Origin of the sequence: Bacillus sp. LBA3-1-1.1, assembly GCF_040676495.1 — a bacterium.
Classification (GTDB): Bacteria; Bacillota; Bacilli; order Bacillales; family Bacillaceae_G; genus Bacillus_A; species Bacillus_A nitratireducens.
Genome location: NZ_JBEGIB010000005.1, coordinates 32,276 through 47,921 on the forward strand (window position 1 = coordinate 32,276; position 15,646 = coordinate 47,921).

Consider the following 15,646-nt stretch of genomic DNA (forward strand, 5'->3'; position numbering starts at 1 on the left):
TGGATTGCCTTCTTTTCACTTCTCTTCTTTTGAGAAAAACATTCTTGAAATAACGATACCTATACTACCAACGATTAAGAATAACACCGCCCTGATCATCATCGACACCTCTGGTAGATCGAGAAGGAATAACTTCCCTACTGTTACTACTAATACGACTAGGCCAGCATATAATATTTCGTTCATCTGTCTATAACGGCCAAACCAAACTGCAAATAAAGCATATACCATCCATAATAACGATACAGATACGCTAATTATACTTCCATCTGTAGAAAGAACTTCACCGATCCTAGTAATTGTAATAAATACAATAACCATTAACGAGTAGAGCGCTATAGAATAAACATATTTACCTAAACTCGCTAACACTTCTTTTGCTTGTATCATGCAATAATAGAACGTTCCTATTAAAATAATATGAGCGACAAACCCTGCTGAAATGAACTCATCAAACGGGCTAAAAATCGTCTGTACCATTCCAATCGCATAAATCGTTGCACTTACATACAGTTTAATATTTTGCTTTACTTTAATAGCAGTAACCATACCGAGGAAACCTTGTAACAATAATACGATCGCTGCATTCACCAAACTATACTCGTATAAAATCGCTAAACTAAATGACCCCATTGCAAAGCCAAATATTAGATTTGTAAATACAGAATGTTTATTCTTCCTATATTCAAGTACGAACATAACAGCATGCACAAATGCACTTATAACTAATCCCCACGTTGTAAATTCAGGAATTTGGGAGATGGCTAAAATAAAGAAAACTGCATTTGCACTAAATATCGCCAATCGTGCTTCTTGTATAAAATTCCTCTCCGAAAGCATATGCCAAAATAACAGCAAATGAATTATACCGTATACAACCGTTAACTGTACTTGCACATTCTCTACCAATATTGACATAACAACAAAGAAGACAAATAGGACAATTGCCGCAACAACATAAGAAATCATATACAAGTACTTATAACGGTTTCTCAATGCATACCATAATAGGCTAATTGTTAATATCGTCTCATAACTAAAGAAAATATACGTATTAGGAGTCGTACTATTTAACAAGAAAGGAACAAAAAATGCTCCAACCGCCACGAAAATAGCGAGGTATTCCGATTTATATCTTTTCGCTAAATAAATCCCTAAAATAACCCATACAATATTACAGATAAACGCAATACTTGCAGGAATAAACTCATATAAATAATGTGCCGCAAACGTTGTTAAAACAATTCCCGTAATACTTCCTCCAGCTAATACTAGCCCTAACGCTTGCCGCTCTCTTTTAATTTGTATATCTCCTACGTAATACAAACCGGCAGATAGTACTATACCAAACACAACCCGTATCGCTGGTGTTAATAATCCAGCATCTACTCCTGCTTTAAATAACCAAATAACGCCAAGTAGCATAATACCGACAAATATGCGTGGTAACCATGTTTGACAAAACTTTATAATATTAAATGGTTCTGGCTTAAATGCAGATATATCTACTTGTTTCACCTCTGGCTCTTGTATGGACTCACTCGTCTTAACTACATCTTCTTGTAACTTTTTATTACTTACCGCCTCAATGTATTCTTTCTTTTCCTTATTAACATTTTGTTGAACCTTTTCAATTTCCCTTTGCTTCGCTTTCAAATCATAAAGTGTCTCTTGCATCGTTTCAATTGCCGTTTCGAGTGCTTCTATTTTCTTATTTAAATCTCCCTTCATACGCTCCCCCCTCATTACCGATCGTTATTAAACCTATATATTACCAATTATCCTTATCATACTATTAGTCTATTCATGTTCGATACCATTTTTCCAAAAAAAGAAAGGTGTTTTCCGAAATAGGAAAACACCTCTTACTTATTTCTTCTTATTTATAGTAATACTAGCGATCATACCGAGGCAGGCACCTACAAATGCCGGAACGATCCAACCTACACCTTCTGTATAAAACGGAAGAATTTTTAATAGTGGTGTCCACTTATTCATCAGTACACTTTTGTTTAAAACATCAATCGCACTAAATAACGCTACGATTCCAATCGTGACCGAATATACGTATACATACTTTCCAATATACTTATGGAATAACCCTAAAATAATAAGTGTTAATGCAACTGGATAAATAAATCCAAGAATCGGTACTGATACTTTTAAAATTTGCGTTAATCCTAAATTAGCTAAAATCATACTCACAAAACTTAATATAAATGCCCAAGATTTATAAGACACTTTCGGAAATACACTTGCAAAAAACTGACTACAAGACGTAACCAGTCCAATTGAAACACATAAACATGCGATAGTAAAAATAAGGCCTAATAATACTAATCCGCCTTGTCCAAATAATGTCGTCATAACTTGTGCTAACACTTTCGCACCGTTATCAAATGTGCCTAATGAACCACTAATTGAACCAACATATCCAAGGATGACATAAATAATAGATAGTAATAGTCCTGCCCCAATTCCAGCAATACTCATATATTTAGCTAAACCTTTATCATCTTCAATACCTTTTGCACGCAAAGCATTTGCAATAACAATCCCAAATATTAAAGCTGCTAACGCATCCATCGTTAAATATCCGTCTAAAAACCCTTGGAACATCGGAGCTTGTCCATAGTTCCCTATTGGCTCTTTCACATCTCCTACCGTTGTAAACATACTCTTTATAAAAATAAGTGCAATCATACATAATAATAACGGAGTCAATACTTTTCCGAACAAGCCCATTAATTTAGACGGGGATAAACTTAACCAGTAAACAATACTAAAGAAAATAGCCGTGTAACATAACAAAACTAAGCTACCTGCTTGTGGGAACAACTGACCTGGTCCCATTTCAAAAGCTAAACTTCCTGCACGTGGTATACCAAGACCTGGTCCAATAAATAAATACACGATACACGGAAAAATAATGGCGAATGAAGGATGAACTCTACCCGCTAATGTTTGAAAGCTTCCCGCTTTCGCAATAGCGATAACACCCAATATAGGAAGACCTGTTGCTGATATAATAAATCCTACTAATGAAATCCACACATGTTCTCCTGCTTCATACCCAAGGAAAGGTGGGAATATAAGATTCCCCGCTCCAAAGAACATCGAGAATAACATAAGGCTAATCAGTAAAATTTCTTTTTTCTGTAACAATTTCATTTCTTTCTCCTTCTTTAATTTCATCTTTTATGAAATCAATTTCACATATAAAAAAGTGCAATAACCCGCTTCCTTACAAAGAAAACATAGTCCATAGTCTATCACAAAAGAAACACCCATTCTATAGCTATCTCTCTTTTCCAATTTCTTCTGAAAAATCAACCTTTATTGACTTATAATAGTTAATAAGGTAAAATATTAAATGTACAAAATTATTAACTTTGTTTTTGTTTGTGTCAGGAGGAAAATAACATGGAATCAACGATACAACTAGAAAGAGAACAACAAAGAAAAAAGAAACATCCTCCCGGTTTATACTTGCTCTTCTTTACAGAAATGTGGGAAAGATTTAGTTACTACGGATTACGAGGATTATTAACATTATATTTAACAACAGCTTTAGTAAGTGGTGGTCTTGGGTTTAGTCCCGCTTGGGCACTCTCTATTTACGGGTTTTATACTGGCGCTTGTTATTTCACACCATTAATCGGTGGATACTTAACAGACCGTTTTCTAGGTAGACGAAAAGCCATCACAATTGGTGGTATCACAATGGCGCTCGGTAACCTTACACTATTCGCCTTGCAAAACCAAGTCGGTCTATACCTCGGATTAGCGCTTATTATTATCGGTAATGGATTCTTCAAACCAAATATCTCTACACTTGTTGGAGAATTATACGAAGAGAACGATCCAAAACGTGATAGTGCATTTACAATTTTCTATATGGGTATTAACGTCGGTTCATTTTTAGCTCCACTCGTTTGTGGATTTTTATCAGAAAATTTATTCAAAACAACAGTTGATGGCGTTGTACATTACGGATTCCGTTACGGTTTCTTAGCTGCTTCAATCGGAATGATTATTGGACAAATTTTATTTACAACACTATCTAATCGCTTCCTTGGTGATATCGGTAAAAAACCATCTCGCGATTTGCAAACGGCTGCTGGACAACAGACAGTAGGAGATACACCGTTAACAAAAAAAGAAAAACAACGTACCGCAGTTATCGTCATTTTAACATGCTTTGTTGTCTTCTTCTGGGCTGGCTTTGAACAAGCTGGTAGTTCGTTAACATTGTATACAAACAAATTTGTAGACCGCTCTGTGTTCGGATGGGAAGTTCCAACATCTTGGTTCCAATCGGTCAATCCGTTATTTATTATTTTACTTGCTCCAGTCATTTCAGCATTATGGGCAAAACTTGCAACTAGAAAAAATGGTGACATGAAAATCCCAACAAAAATGGGACTTGGTATGATCCTACTCGGTATCGGTTATATCATTCTCGTTATCGCTACATTAAAAACAGGTAGTGATGAACATAATATTACAGAAAAAGCAAACTTACTATTTATCGTCTTTACGTATCTTTTCCATACGTTAGGTGAGCTATTCTTATCACCTGTTGGACTATCAATGGTTAGCGCACTTGCTCCAGTAAAACTTGCTTCTTTATTAATGGGAGTATGGCTAGCAAGCTCGGGAATCGCCAACATTATAGGCGGACAACTTGCAAGCTTCACAACTTCACTTGGATATGCTGAAGTATTTACAGTAATCGGAGCTGCAGCGATTATTTTAGGTTTTGTTTTATTATTAATTTCTAAGAAATTAGTGAAATGGATGGATTAAAAAAGATGAGGAATTTCTCCTCATCTTTTTTTATGCTTTCTCGCCCTTTTCTATTGCTTGTTCATACAGATCTTTGTGCTCTTTATATTCACTTGGCACGAAGTTTTTATAGAAAAATGACAGCCAGCTATCTCCTTTGTTATATCCTTCTTCTCGGATTTCTGCTGCCTTTTTATTTGATTTAAACCCTTCAGTAAACCATTTCTTTAATGTTTCATTCTTTTCATACTTAGCAGGAACTTTTAAGTCATAGTTTTCAAATGCATATGTATATCCAGCTTTTTCCGCTCCCTTTTTAGCAGACTTATATCCCTTTTCATACGCGGTTTCATATGCTTTCACATATACATCCTTTTCAGTATTTCCAGGTTTCTTTTCAGCTAATTCTTTACCCGCCTTTTCACCAAGTTCCACTTGTTCTTTTTCAATCTTTTCGGTTCTCTCTTTATTACCTACTTGGAAACCTTCCGCAAAGTTCACCTTAAACTCAGGATTAATTTGACTATCGTCCATTGTCTCTTGTGCTAACCCTTGCTCTTTTCCTTTTTCAGAATGCATTTTTTTCTGCTCTTCTAAAGACCAAGCTGCAGTATAAGCAGTTGTAAATGCTTGTTTATATGTATCAGATTTTCCAGTTAAATGCCCTTCCGCATTATTTTTCCCTGCTTTAAAATCAGCCTCTCCACTTTTTTGACCTTCAAGCTGCCCTTTTTCCATGTCAGCTTGACGCTGGACTTCCTCTTGCCTACGTGCCTCTTCTGCTTTTCTTTGCTCTTCTGCTACACGTTGTCTCTCTTCCTCTGCTTTACGTTGTTCTTCTGCAGCACGTTGTCTCTCTTCCTCTGCTTTACGCTGGGCTTCTGCAGCACGTTGTTTTTCAGCCTCAGCATTGCGCTGCGCTTCTGCTTGTCTTTCAGCTTCTACAGCACCATTATTATTTTGGCTAGGAGCTGGACTCGTTGCACCACTACTAGAAGCTGGTTTATTGTGATAATGATATTCCCCGTACTGCAATCCCCATTTTTCACAATTTGTACGACACGTATGTCCACCGTTAGCATCTGTACGCCCTGGATGTGCATAAGCAGAAATTGGTGCTACCAATAACGCTACACTTGTTGTTAAAAGAAGTTTTTTTACTTGCTGTTTCACTTTTGTTCCTCCCAAAATCTAGAATCATTACTTTATTATACAAAAATAGAAAAATACTTAAATACCAACTAAAATATTCTTTTATTTCTAAACATTGGATAAAAAAGAAGGTTCACTCTTTAAAGAGTGAACCTTCTTTTTTCTTTATTTCTTCGCCTTTGTTCCTACTAGATCACCCGTAATAACAAAACGCTTAGAATTATCCTTAACAGATACACATGTAATAAGTGTTATCTCATTTTTCCCATGATCCTCTACAACTTCCCACTTATCAGGAGTCACTTCAGACACACCTGTAACAGTATACTCATACTCATTTGCATTGTCATACAAATAAATTTTATCGTTCTTCTTTAAAGTTGATACATCACTAAATAAAACACCTTTTTTTGACATATTATGCCCTGCAAGCGCATAATTCCCCTGTCCCATTACTTGATTTTCTCTTACAGTTGCCGCACCTGATAATAAATTCTTTTCAGTCGACGCTTTTAACACAGGAAGTTCTAATGAGATGCTCGGAATTGAAATACGGCCGATTACTTGTTTTTTATCTAACGATGCACTCGCCACTTCTGCCAAGTCTGGTTGATTAATTTTTGAAGCATCTACAAATTCTGTGTCATGCTTTTCATATTCCATCTTTTGAACAGCTTGTACATTGGCTGTCTGTTTCTTCTCTGCCTTATATCCATCATAAAATGGTTTTCCGATTAATACACCACCTACAACAAATAGAAGGATTGCTACTATACTATAAATTCTTTGCTTATTCATATACAATTCCTTTCCGTTACAAAATCTTACTCTATATAAAATGATAAGACAATATTGCTATATGTACAAGTATAAGCTGAAAAAGAACCCTTCTTGCTAATTGCAAGAAGGGTTCTTTTCAAGCCAATTTATTTCTATATAGGGATACGTGGAAGACTGTCATTTGAATAAAGAAAATGGAAAATATAATATACAGCGGGTATCCAGGAAGATATTCATTAATAATAGGCGAAAGAGTTAAAAATCCAACTGCACAAGGTAACACATACCATAACGAAACAAAAGTTGTTCGACAAGCTTTCTCCGTAATCGCTTTTTCACGTTCATCTTCTAGTGGAAATAATAATGGATACATCCAAAAGGATAAATTCTTGTATTTTTTCTTTTGAATTCTATAAAAAATTGTAATTATGATGCCACCAATGAATAATAGCACAATTGGTATACCATTAAACCATATTTCAAATGGCACCCTCTCATTTTTAATTATATCTGCTAGCTCTGTAGTAGCACTATAAAGTTCAACAAATGTCCAGCATGCTAACGCAGTATAAAGTACATTTACGATATAAGAAAAACCAATTCTATTCATCCTCTTCTCCCTCCTTATTTAAAACGAACACATCTTCCATCTTTAACTCGAATACATCACAAATCGTCAATGCTAGTAACAATGAAGGAACATAATCTCCTTTTTCGATTGCCGCGATTGTTTGCCTCGTCACTCCAACCTTTTCTGCTAATACACTTTGCGAAAAATTAAAGCGAGCTCTTAATTCCTTTACCTTATTGCAAATGGACAAATTTACCACCTCTTACCATCATTGTATGCTAAACTTAACAAAATGTAAACCCAACTTAACATTATTTTGACAAAAAAAATCCAACTTTACGTATTGTAAAGTTGGATTTCGTTTTAGTTTAAAATTGTAACTTTAACACTTCTTCTGCCCCAATTATTAGCTGTAGCTGAATCCGGCATTAATAAATCAATTATATGACCTTTAATCGCACTACCAGTATCTCCAGCAATCGCTGTTCCATAGCCTTCTACATACACAGTAGAACCTAATGGAATCACAGCTGGATCTACAGCAATTAGTTTCATGTTTGGATTTGCAGTCAAATTATGTCCTAACTTAGATTTTACAGTTTCACCTGGTTTATAGCCATTTTCAGATGGATCAGCTGTATAAGCAGTTGCTGTTACATAAAATTCTTTTCCACCTTGAGCTGGTTTTGGATCCGGCTTAGCTGGTGTTGTATCTTTAGCTACAGGCTCTGCCGGCTTAGCTGCCTGTTCTTCTTTTTGCTTAGCTGCTGCTGCCTTCGCTTTTGCTAACTCTTCTTGCTCAGCCTTTGCAGCTGCTTCAGCTTTTGCGCGCTCTTCTGCTGCAATTCTTGCTGCTTCTTGTTCACGAGCAATTGTTTCTTGTACCGCTTTCATATTTGCTTCAACTTTTGCTTTTTCTTCTGCTGCCAAATTAATTTGGTTTGCAATCGCATTATATTTAGCTTGAACCGTTTGTAAGTTATCTTGACGTTTTTTCAAGTTATCTTGCAAATCAGCTTGTGCTTTTGCTAATTTTTGCTTATCTACTACTAAAGATGCTTCTTTTTCGTCAATCGCTTTTTTATCTTCTTCAATTTGACGAAGATCTTGTTCTTGTAGACGTAAAATTTCTTTATCTGCATCTAAAATTGTAGATACCGCGTTCATACGTTGTATGAAATCAGCAAAGTTTTTTGATTCTACAACAACTTCTACTACTAAACTCGTATTTGAGCTATTTTGAACAGAAACCATACGCTTTTTCATAATATCCTTACGAGCAAGGACTTTATCTTCTAAAACGATAATATCTGCTTTTTTTTGTTCAATCTGCTTATGTGTTTCATCGATTTTTCGTTGAATAGCAGCTTGATCCTCTTTATTTTTTGCAATTGTATTATTTAAATTATGTAGTTCGTTTTCGATACCTTTAATTTCTTTACTAACAGCTTGCTTCTCTTGCTCTTTCTTCTGCATTTCTGCATCGTTTTGTTGCAATTGCTGTTGCATGTTGTTAAGTTTCTCGTCGTTTGACTCTGCTTTTACAGCGACTGTACTAGAAAGACCGATAATTCCTGCTAATACTAGACTACTGATTCGCTTAAAATAGTTCATAATCCGACTCCCTTCTTATACAGTTATACATGATTTATTTTACAGTTTGTTTACAAAACCATTAAATACAGTTTATTTTTCATGACAAAAAAATGAGAATTATGAATAAAATGTAATAGATTCTTAAATATTTAAAAATTACTATATTTAAAAATTACAAAAAATGCTAAAATCCAAATATAGAAAAATTAAAAATCCTAAAGGCGGTTGAATTAGATAAAATGTTTACTCAAAAGAAATCACTCCAACATAAAATTGATCAACTAGAAACTCATATACATGAACTAGAAACAGAATTAAAACAAAAAGATGTGGAAAAACAAGAAATTATATCTTCTATCCATAATCGTGTAAAAAACGTTATGCAAGAGCATGAACTTGTAAATAACCAACATCATACACTCCAAAACTTAATTCAACAATTGAACGCATGCTTTGAAAATGTTTCTATGCGTACTACACATTCCAACGAATTAAATGACGAAATGCTACAAAAAGAGCAAAACTTAATTCAATCTATTGAAGAAATTATCGATTGCTCTAACGAAGGAAAAGAATCCGTTCATCGCTTACTCATTGTAATTAATAAATTAGGCGAACAGTCTCAACGTACTTCTAATAGTATCAATCATTTAAGCGAACGCTCTAAAGAAATTGAACAAATTGTAGAAGTGATTCAAAACATTGCAGCACAAACAAATTTACTAGCGTTAAATGCAAGTATTGAAGCTGCACGTGCTGGAGAACACGGTAAAGGATTCGCTGTTGTTGCTAATGAAGTAAGAAAACTAGCAGAAAGCACAGCTGAAAGTACAAAAAACATCGGGAACTTAACGAAAAAAATTCAAGAAGAAATTGAAAAAGCATATGAAAATACAAAAGATAATTTACATTTAGTTGATGAAGGTGTAGAAATGAGCGCTGATACTAACGCTAGAATTGAAAATATTTTAATGATGATTCAAACATTACAAAGTGGCGCTACAAATGTTATTAAAGCTATCGAAAACCAAAAATCTTGTAACGATGATATATTACGCGAATTTGCAAACACACAACAAATGTTCCGAAATTTAAATACTACTATTATGAATCATATTAATGATGCTGAAAAAGTCGATGTCCAATTATCAAAAGTATTCAAGAAATAGTAGTTTCTCAGTGATGTGAAAAATCCCCTATGACATAATAGGGGATTTTTATTATATTTCGAATATTATTTTCTTCTCAATATTCGCTCTCTCTTTTGTTATAATAGAAAAGTTATTTCTTTCGACTAATACACAAGGAGGATGTTATGGAACAATTTTATTACATTTTGAAATATTTAATTCTTGGTCTATTCCAAGGACTAACAGAACCAATTCCGATTTCTTCAAGCGGTCACCTCGTTTTAGCACAGCATTTGCTAGGACTAAAAATAGAAGGGTTTAGCTTTGAGCTACTTGTTAATACAGCTTCATTATTAGCTGTATTACTTATTTATAGAAAAGACTTAATTCGTCTAACAAAGAATGGTCTATCTTATATATTTACAAGAGCAGAAGATGCAAAATCAGATTTCTTCTTTATTATTTACCTTGTTATTGCAACGATTCCAGCAGGTGTAATTGGAGTTTTATTTAAAGATTATATCGACCAATATTTAAAAGGTGTTAAAATGGTTGGGATTTCCCTTCTTATTACTGCTGTCGGCCTTTGGATTATTAGAAACTTACGTGGACGTAAAAATGATGGCGATCTTTCTATGAAAGATGCAATTATCATCGGATTAGCACAAGCTTGCGCACTAATTCCTGGAATAAGCCGATCAGGTGCAACAATCGTCGCAGCAATGTTACTTGGTATGAAGCAAGAAACAGCTCTTCGCTTCTCATTCTTACTATACATTCCTGTTAGCTTAGGTGGTTTATTGTTAAGTATTACAGACATTGCAAACGATCCAAATTTAGATACATTATTTGTACCTTATATTGTTGCTTTCATCGCAACATTCATCATGACATATATTTCATTAAAATGGTTTATGAACATTATGGCAAAAGGAAATTTAAAATATTTCTCTTTCTACTGTATTATCGTAGGTGTACTAACTATCATTTTCTTATAAAGTGACCGTTAACATCTTTTAAAGTAAGCCATCCTATTCAAATAGGATGGCTTACTTTTTTACATTTCAATTTCGAATACCCTTTGTTATTTACTTTGAATTTTCTGAATAGTATAATATAAATTATTACCGTTACTTTTTCTTACTCTAAAGAAAATAAAGTGAACCTTTATTTAGCCCTCACCAATCGAGATTTTGCAGGGTAAAACTTCTCCCATTTCTTTACTACTATCGAAAAAGAGGTGTTCGTATGTTTATCGTTACTAAACTTATTCATATTAAATATGGATATGAAAATGAACTATTTCACTCACTTAAACAGCATTCTCCATCATATGAAACACAAGGCTTTATTAACATAGAATTTTCACAGATGCATCGTATAAATAATAGAGCTGAATATATGGTTCGCATGCTATGGAAAACTCAACAAGATTATCACGAATGGCTTTCTCAAAGAAAGAATGATGAAACGTGGAAACACCAAATACAAAATTATATCCTTTCTTCAAAATCCAATGCTGTCTATATGCAATAAAAAACCTCTTACTGCCCTCGTACAGTAAGAGGTTTTTCCTTATGCATAAACTTTCTTTTCCTGACAATACAAGCGAATAATAATAAAATTTCGTTTTGTATTATCATCATGAACAAAAATCTGTTCTCCCTCCTGAAAACGCCACGCGCTTTCAAAAGTTGTAATATGCCGAAAAAAGCTCATAATGTATATCATGTACCCTCCCTCAACTCATATCATCATAATATAACTATATTATATTCAGCATAACTTAATATAAGTATAATTTGTATTTTTCCCCATTTAGAAACATTTTAACTTTGTTACAAAATCATTTTAGCGCTATAATGATAGACGTATTTTCACTGAAAGGAGCTTCATTTTGACTGCATATTTATTTCCAATAAAAACAGCATTTATTTTATTTCCTATTTTAGCAATGTTTCTATTAATCCCTTTTTTAATATTTAATTATCGGAAATACGGTTATTTAAATAAATGGCGTTCATTTATTTTATATTCATTATTACTTTACTTATTAAATGCCTATTTTCTTGTGATTTTGCCATTACCACAAACGTATGATACTTGTAGCCTACAACCGGCTAATACACAGCACATGCAACTCTCGCCATTTTATTTCATACAAGAGATTAGTAATCATACCTCGGCAATTTTAACGAAGCCAGCTACCTACTTCTATTTATTAAAGGAATCTGCGTTTTTACAAGTCGCTTTTAACGTTCTACTAACCGTTCCATTTGGTATGTACTTACGTTATTATTTCCGACGTAGCTTCTTACAAACAGTGTGCATTTCTTTTTTCCTTTCACTGTTCTTTGAATTAACACAAGTAACTGGATTATATGGTATTTATAATTGTGCATATCGCTTATTTGATATTGATGACCTATTTTTAAACACATTAGGAGGCGTCATTGGCTTTATTATTGCACCAATATTTACGTATTTCCTTCCCAAAACAAGTGAATTAGATAGTCGTATTAATCTGGAAACAAAGCCAGTTGGTTTTGTACGTCGTTTGATTGCTATGCAAATTGATTGGATTTTCTTATCTATCGTTGTACCAGTCATTAAAAATAAAGGGAATTCTATATTTATTTCTAATATCCAATCTTACACAAATATATACGAACTCATTTTCATTACATGTTCAATCTTTATTTACTTTATTATCATTCCATACTTTACGAACGGAAAAACAATTGGGAAAGCATTACTTCGTATTTATGTTAAAGGGAAATCAGAGCGTATTACTATGAAGGAATTATTCATTCGTTACGGTATATTCTACTTTATTTTAGGTGGAATCAATTATATTCTTTCTAGTAGTTCTATTTTAAATCATACAGAGCCTTTAGTATTACTAGTTATACTGTTATTCCAATTCGTAATTAACGGTCTATTTATCATTCATGTTTTATTACATGTATTTAGCCGTGATAAGTTACTATTTTACGAACACATTAGTCAAACAAGAAATGCGATCATACTAAAAAAAGCTGACAAGTAATACATTGTCAGCTTTTTTTCATAATCGTAAATAACTTTTCTGTATAAGGGTTTAAAAACATTCCTGTTTCATCTAGTGACTTCCTCATTTTTAAAAACGAATGCAATTCTGGATATATGTTTTGTAACTTTTCGTATGTTAACGTATGCATTTTCCCCCAATGTGGACGTCCTTCATACTTTAGAAAAATTTTCTCCACTTCACCAAAATAAGCGGCATACTTCATACCTTTATACATATGAACGGCGATATATACCGAGTCTCTTCCATACGCTGGACTGAGCCATATATCATCACCTCTCACATACCGGCATTCAATCGGGAAGTGCACCTTATACCTTTTCTTTTCAATAAGATTTGAAATTTCTTCTACAGCAGCCCTCATATACTTTGAAGGGACACTATACTCCATTTCATAAAATGGAACCGTACGTGATGTAGCGAACACTTCATAGCTCGGGCCTATTATTTTTGTGTTTGGCACAGCCTTAGCTGATAATCGACTTACTGCTTTACTTATAGAAGGAAACCATTTACACCCTTTAGATAACAAAGAGAACATCCTATTTTCAAGTAACTCTACCTTTAGTTTATGCCATTTCAAATCACTTTCTTTACTCATTGTTTCATTTGTAAATTTCACTTGCACCTCATCTGAATAAGGAAAAACGAAAAATTCAAAATGACGATTCTTCTTATATTCTTCTAGCTTGTTCATTACAGTAGATAATGACTGCTTTTCACTTTCATAAACGAGCGAATACGCTGGGATAACTTTCAATTTTATCTTTACAATGATACCTAGCATTCCAAGCGACAACTGAAATGCTTTCCAATATTCAACGTTTTCGGTTTCTGAACAAACTATACTCTCACCTGTTGATAAAACTGCCGTAATCTCTATAACTTGTGTTGATAAACTCCCAAATGTAACACCCGTCCCATGAGTACCCGTACTAATCGCTCCAGCAATAGATTGTGAATCAATATCTCCTAAATTCTCTTGCGCATAACCTTTTTCCTCAAGTAACTTCCCTAAATCATATAACTTTGTTCCTGCCCATACTTCGGCAACCATCTTCTCTGCATCAATATTTGCAATGCCCTTCAATTCATCTAAAGAAACTAAAATTTCTTCCGTTTGCACGAGAGGTGTAAAAGAGTGCCCTGAACCGACAACACGAATTTTCTTTCCCTTTTTTCGTGCAAGCCCTACAACTTCTACTACATCTTGTATACTTTCTGGATACATCGTATAATGCGGTGTTCCTTCTACATTCCCTGTCCAATTTCTCCATTTTTGTCCCTTTATAGAAAGCATTGTCCATCCCCCCGATATGTTGAATACTCCCCAGCAATCTCTCCTTTTTTAACTCGATACAAAATAGGAAAGCGTTCACATAACTCTCCAGCTTTACTATGGCGAAACAAGATAGAATCTCCTATATCCACTCGTTCCTCACCGTTATAAAAAATTGGCGTTTGCACTTCACCAGCACCCTCTAACGCTAATAGTCTTGCACCACCCGGCCTCCAAATCTCAGGCTCTTTATCTTTACCAACTGCGCCTGAAGCAATATATCCACCACCGAGGCAAGTATAAATAAACGGCGCTGGTTTACGCACAACAGGTAAAGCAAATCCGACAGCTGGCTGAAATTGTACTTCTTTATAATAATCAAATAGTTTCGGGGAATAAAAAGCAGAACCTATTGTAATCTCTGAAACTGAGTTATCTTGCTCAGTTGTTTTTATACTTCCTGTTCCTCCCCCATTTACAAATCTTAGTTTAATACCAAGGTTTTGTATTTCTTTTACGATACGTCCTCTTCTTTCTTTAACCTCTAATACTGATTTCTTCTTTAAACACGAAACCACTTTACTTTTCATCCATTGATTAGGTATATGATCTCCCACCCCAGCAATTTGAGCCTCATATCCCATTACACCATCTAGTATTAAATATGATGAGCCCTTCACCTTTCCTACTATTTTCAAAGCACTCTGCACATCTTTTACCGGTGATCTGTTTACCCCAAAATGAAATTGAAAAAAACGACTACTCATATCAATATCCAAACAAACACGAAAACACCCTTTAGACTTCTCAGCAATTTTTTCTAAATAAACAACATGGTCTTCACAATCCACCATACAAGTTATAATGAACCCTTGCTTTGTTAGCAAACTAATTTCATATAAAGCTCTTTCATCATACGCAGGATATCCGAGCAATAAATCATTGAATCCTTGTTCAATTAAAAACAAAGCTTCTCTAGGGGAAAAACACATAATACCTTGAAATCGATCATTTGCCGCTAAAATCTTTTTCATAATTGGAACAGAGCGTAATGATTTACTCGCTATACGAATCTTCTTATCTCCACTTAACTCTATAATCGATTGAATATTTCTCTCTAAAGCCACTTCATCTAAAAATGCACACGGTAATGGAACTTCCTTAAAAATTCCTCTATCCACATTTTTCTCTCCTCTTCTATATATGTCTTATACATATTGGAAAGAAAGTTTAAATTTCCTCTACAAAATAAAAAAGTTTCTTCCTATTTAAGAAGAAAC

Annotated in this window: 13 protein-coding genes and 1 pseudogene; 5 read left to right on the plus strand and 9 right to left on the minus strand. The window is 34.2% G+C overall.

Annotated features, from left to right (window positions below; all coding sequences use genetic code 11):
* Nucleotides 1–15: 15 nt before the first annotated feature.
* Both MRBLBA3_RS05955 and brnQ1 read right to left on the minus strand, forming a co-directional pair.
* Nucleotides 16–1,731 (minus strand): DUF2339 domain-containing protein, encoded by a 1,716-nt coding sequence (locus MRBLBA3_RS05955; RefSeq protein ID WP_044738623.1) that lies wholly within the window; start codon nt 1,729–1,731, stop codon nt 16–18.
* A gap of 138 nt (nt 1,732–1,869) precedes the next feature.
* Nucleotides 1,870–3,171: a branched-chain amino acid transport system II carrier protein BrnQ1 gene (brnQ1, locus tag MRBLBA3_RS05960; RefSeq protein WP_000771666.1), complete on the minus strand. Its 1,302-nt coding sequence runs from the start codon at nt 3,169–3,171 to the stop codon at nt 1,870–1,872.
* Between the two features lie 252 nt (nt 3,172–3,423).
* Here brnQ1 and MRBLBA3_RS05965 point away from each other — a divergent pair, with 252 nt between their 5' ends.
* Complete coding sequence (locus MRBLBA3_RS05965; RefSeq protein ID WP_000446268.1) at nt 3,424–4,809, plus strand: peptide MFS transporter; 1,386 nt, start codon at nt 3,424–3,426, stop codon at nt 4,807–4,809.
* A 30-nt stretch (nt 4,810–4,839) separates the two neighbouring features.
* Here MRBLBA3_RS05965 and MRBLBA3_RS05970 read toward each other — a convergent pair whose 3' ends face one another.
* The 5 genes from MRBLBA3_RS05970 to MRBLBA3_RS05990 all read right to left on the minus strand — a co-directional run bounded on the left by MRBLBA3_RS05970 (nt 4,840) and on the right by MRBLBA3_RS05990 (nt 8,905).
* Nucleotides 4,840–5,961: a YHYH domain-containing protein gene (locus MRBLBA3_RS05970; protein WP_363380201.1), complete on the minus strand. Its 1,122-nt coding sequence runs from the start codon at nt 5,959–5,961 to the stop codon at nt 4,840–4,842.
* Nucleotides 5,962–6,105: 144 nt separating this feature from the next.
* Nucleotides 6,106–6,738, minus strand: coding sequence for a class A sortase (locus MRBLBA3_RS05975; protein WP_001041713.1), 633 nt, complete (start codon nt 6,736–6,738; stop codon nt 6,106–6,108).
* Nucleotides 6,739–6,856: 118 nt separating this feature from the next.
* Entirely contained in the window at nt 6,857–7,330 is a 474-nt protein-coding gene (locus MRBLBA3_RS05980; RefSeq protein WP_001079698.1) for a hypothetical protein, read from the minus strand.
* Nucleotides 7,323–7,550 (minus strand): helix-turn-helix transcriptional regulator, encoded by a 228-nt coding sequence (locus MRBLBA3_RS05985; RefSeq protein WP_080018149.1) that lies wholly within the window; start codon nt 7,548–7,550, stop codon nt 7,323–7,325. The genes MRBLBA3_RS05980 and MRBLBA3_RS05985 overlap by 8 nt, the downstream gene beginning before the upstream one ends.
* A 104-nt stretch (nt 7,551–7,654) precedes the next feature.
* A complete protein-coding gene (locus MRBLBA3_RS05990; RefSeq protein WP_001105808.1) occupies nt 7,655–8,905 on the minus strand; it encodes a 3D domain-containing protein in 1,251 nt (416 codons plus the stop codon).
* Between the two features lie 662 nt (nt 8,906–9,567).
* Between MRBLBA3_RS05990 and MRBLBA3_RS20090 the strand changes: the two are divergent.
* The 4 genes and pseudogenes from MRBLBA3_RS20090 to MRBLBA3_RS06010 form a co-directional block, all read left to right on the plus strand.
* Nucleotides 9,568–10,056 (plus strand): annotated as a pseudogene (locus tag MRBLBA3_RS20090) (methyl-accepting chemotaxis protein); the annotation flags it as partial.
* A 146-nt stretch (nt 10,057–10,202) separates the two neighbouring features.
* Complete coding sequence (locus MRBLBA3_RS06000) at nt 10,203–11,015, plus strand: undecaprenyl-diphosphate phosphatase (RefSeq protein ID WP_363380208.1); 813 nt, start codon at nt 10,203–10,205, stop codon at nt 11,013–11,015.
* A 250-nt stretch (nt 11,016–11,265) separates the two neighbouring features.
* Nucleotides 11,266–11,553: a hypothetical protein gene (locus MRBLBA3_RS06005; RefSeq protein ID WP_000471248.1), complete on the plus strand. Its 288-nt coding sequence runs from the start codon at nt 11,266–11,268 to the stop codon at nt 11,551–11,553.
* 361 nt (nt 11,554–11,914) lie between these two features.
* Nucleotides 11,915–13,066, plus strand: a complete 1,152-nt coding sequence (locus MRBLBA3_RS06010) for a VanZ family protein (RefSeq protein WP_000128008.1) — start codon at nt 11,915–11,917, stop codon at nt 13,064–13,066.
* Between the two features lie 7 nt (nt 13,067–13,073).
* Here the strand turns inward: MRBLBA3_RS06010 and MRBLBA3_RS06015 are convergent, their stop codons facing one another.
* Nucleotides 13,074–14,387: a D-arabinono-1,4-lactone oxidase gene (locus MRBLBA3_RS06015; RefSeq protein ID WP_363380211.1), complete on the minus strand. Its 1,314-nt coding sequence runs from the start codon at nt 14,385–14,387 to the stop codon at nt 13,074–13,076.
* A complete protein-coding gene (locus tag MRBLBA3_RS06020; protein WP_000373783.1) occupies nt 14,375–15,547 on the minus strand; it encodes an amino acid deaminase/aldolase in 1,173 nt (390 codons plus the stop codon). Before MRBLBA3_RS06020 ends, MRBLBA3_RS06015 begins: the two co-directional genes overlap by 13 nt.
* Nucleotides 15,548–15,646 lie beyond the last annotated feature (99 nt).

Bases quoted from the DNA above. Each gene is read 5' to 3' on its own strand.
- MRBLBA3_RS05955 (WP_044738623.1), bottom strand. From the start codon at position 1,731: ATGAAGGGAGATTTAAATAAGAAAATAGAAGCACTCGAAACGGCAATT.
- brnQ1 (WP_000771666.1), bottom strand. From the start codon at position 3,171: ATGAAATTGTTACAGAAAAAAGAAATTTTACTGATTAGCCTTATGTTA.
- MRBLBA3_RS06005 (WP_000471248.1), top strand. From the start codon at position 11,266: ATGTTTATCGTTACTAAACTTATTCATATTAAATATGGATATGAAAAT.
- MRBLBA3_RS05980 (WP_001079698.1), bottom strand. From the start codon at position 7,330: ATGAATAGAATTGGTTTTTCTTATATCGTAAATGTACTTTATACTGCG.
- MRBLBA3_RS05975 (WP_001041713.1), bottom strand. From the start codon at position 6,738: ATGAATAAGCAAAGAATTTATAGTATAGTAGCAATCCTTCTATTTGTT.
- MRBLBA3_RS06000 (WP_363380208.1), top strand. From the start codon at position 10,203: ATGGAACAATTTTATTACATTTTGAAATATTTAATTCTTGGTCTATTC.
- MRBLBA3_RS05990 (WP_001105808.1), bottom strand. From the start codon at position 8,905: ATGAACTATTTTAAGCGAATCAGTAGTCTAGTATTAGCAGGAATTATC.
- MRBLBA3_RS06015 (WP_363380211.1), bottom strand. From the start codon at position 14,387: ATGCTTTCTATAAAGGGACAAAAATGGAGAAATTGGACAGGGAATGTA.
- MRBLBA3_RS05965 (WP_000446268.1), top strand. From the start codon at position 3,424: ATGGAATCAACGATACAACTAGAAAGAGAACAACAAAGAAAAAAGAAA.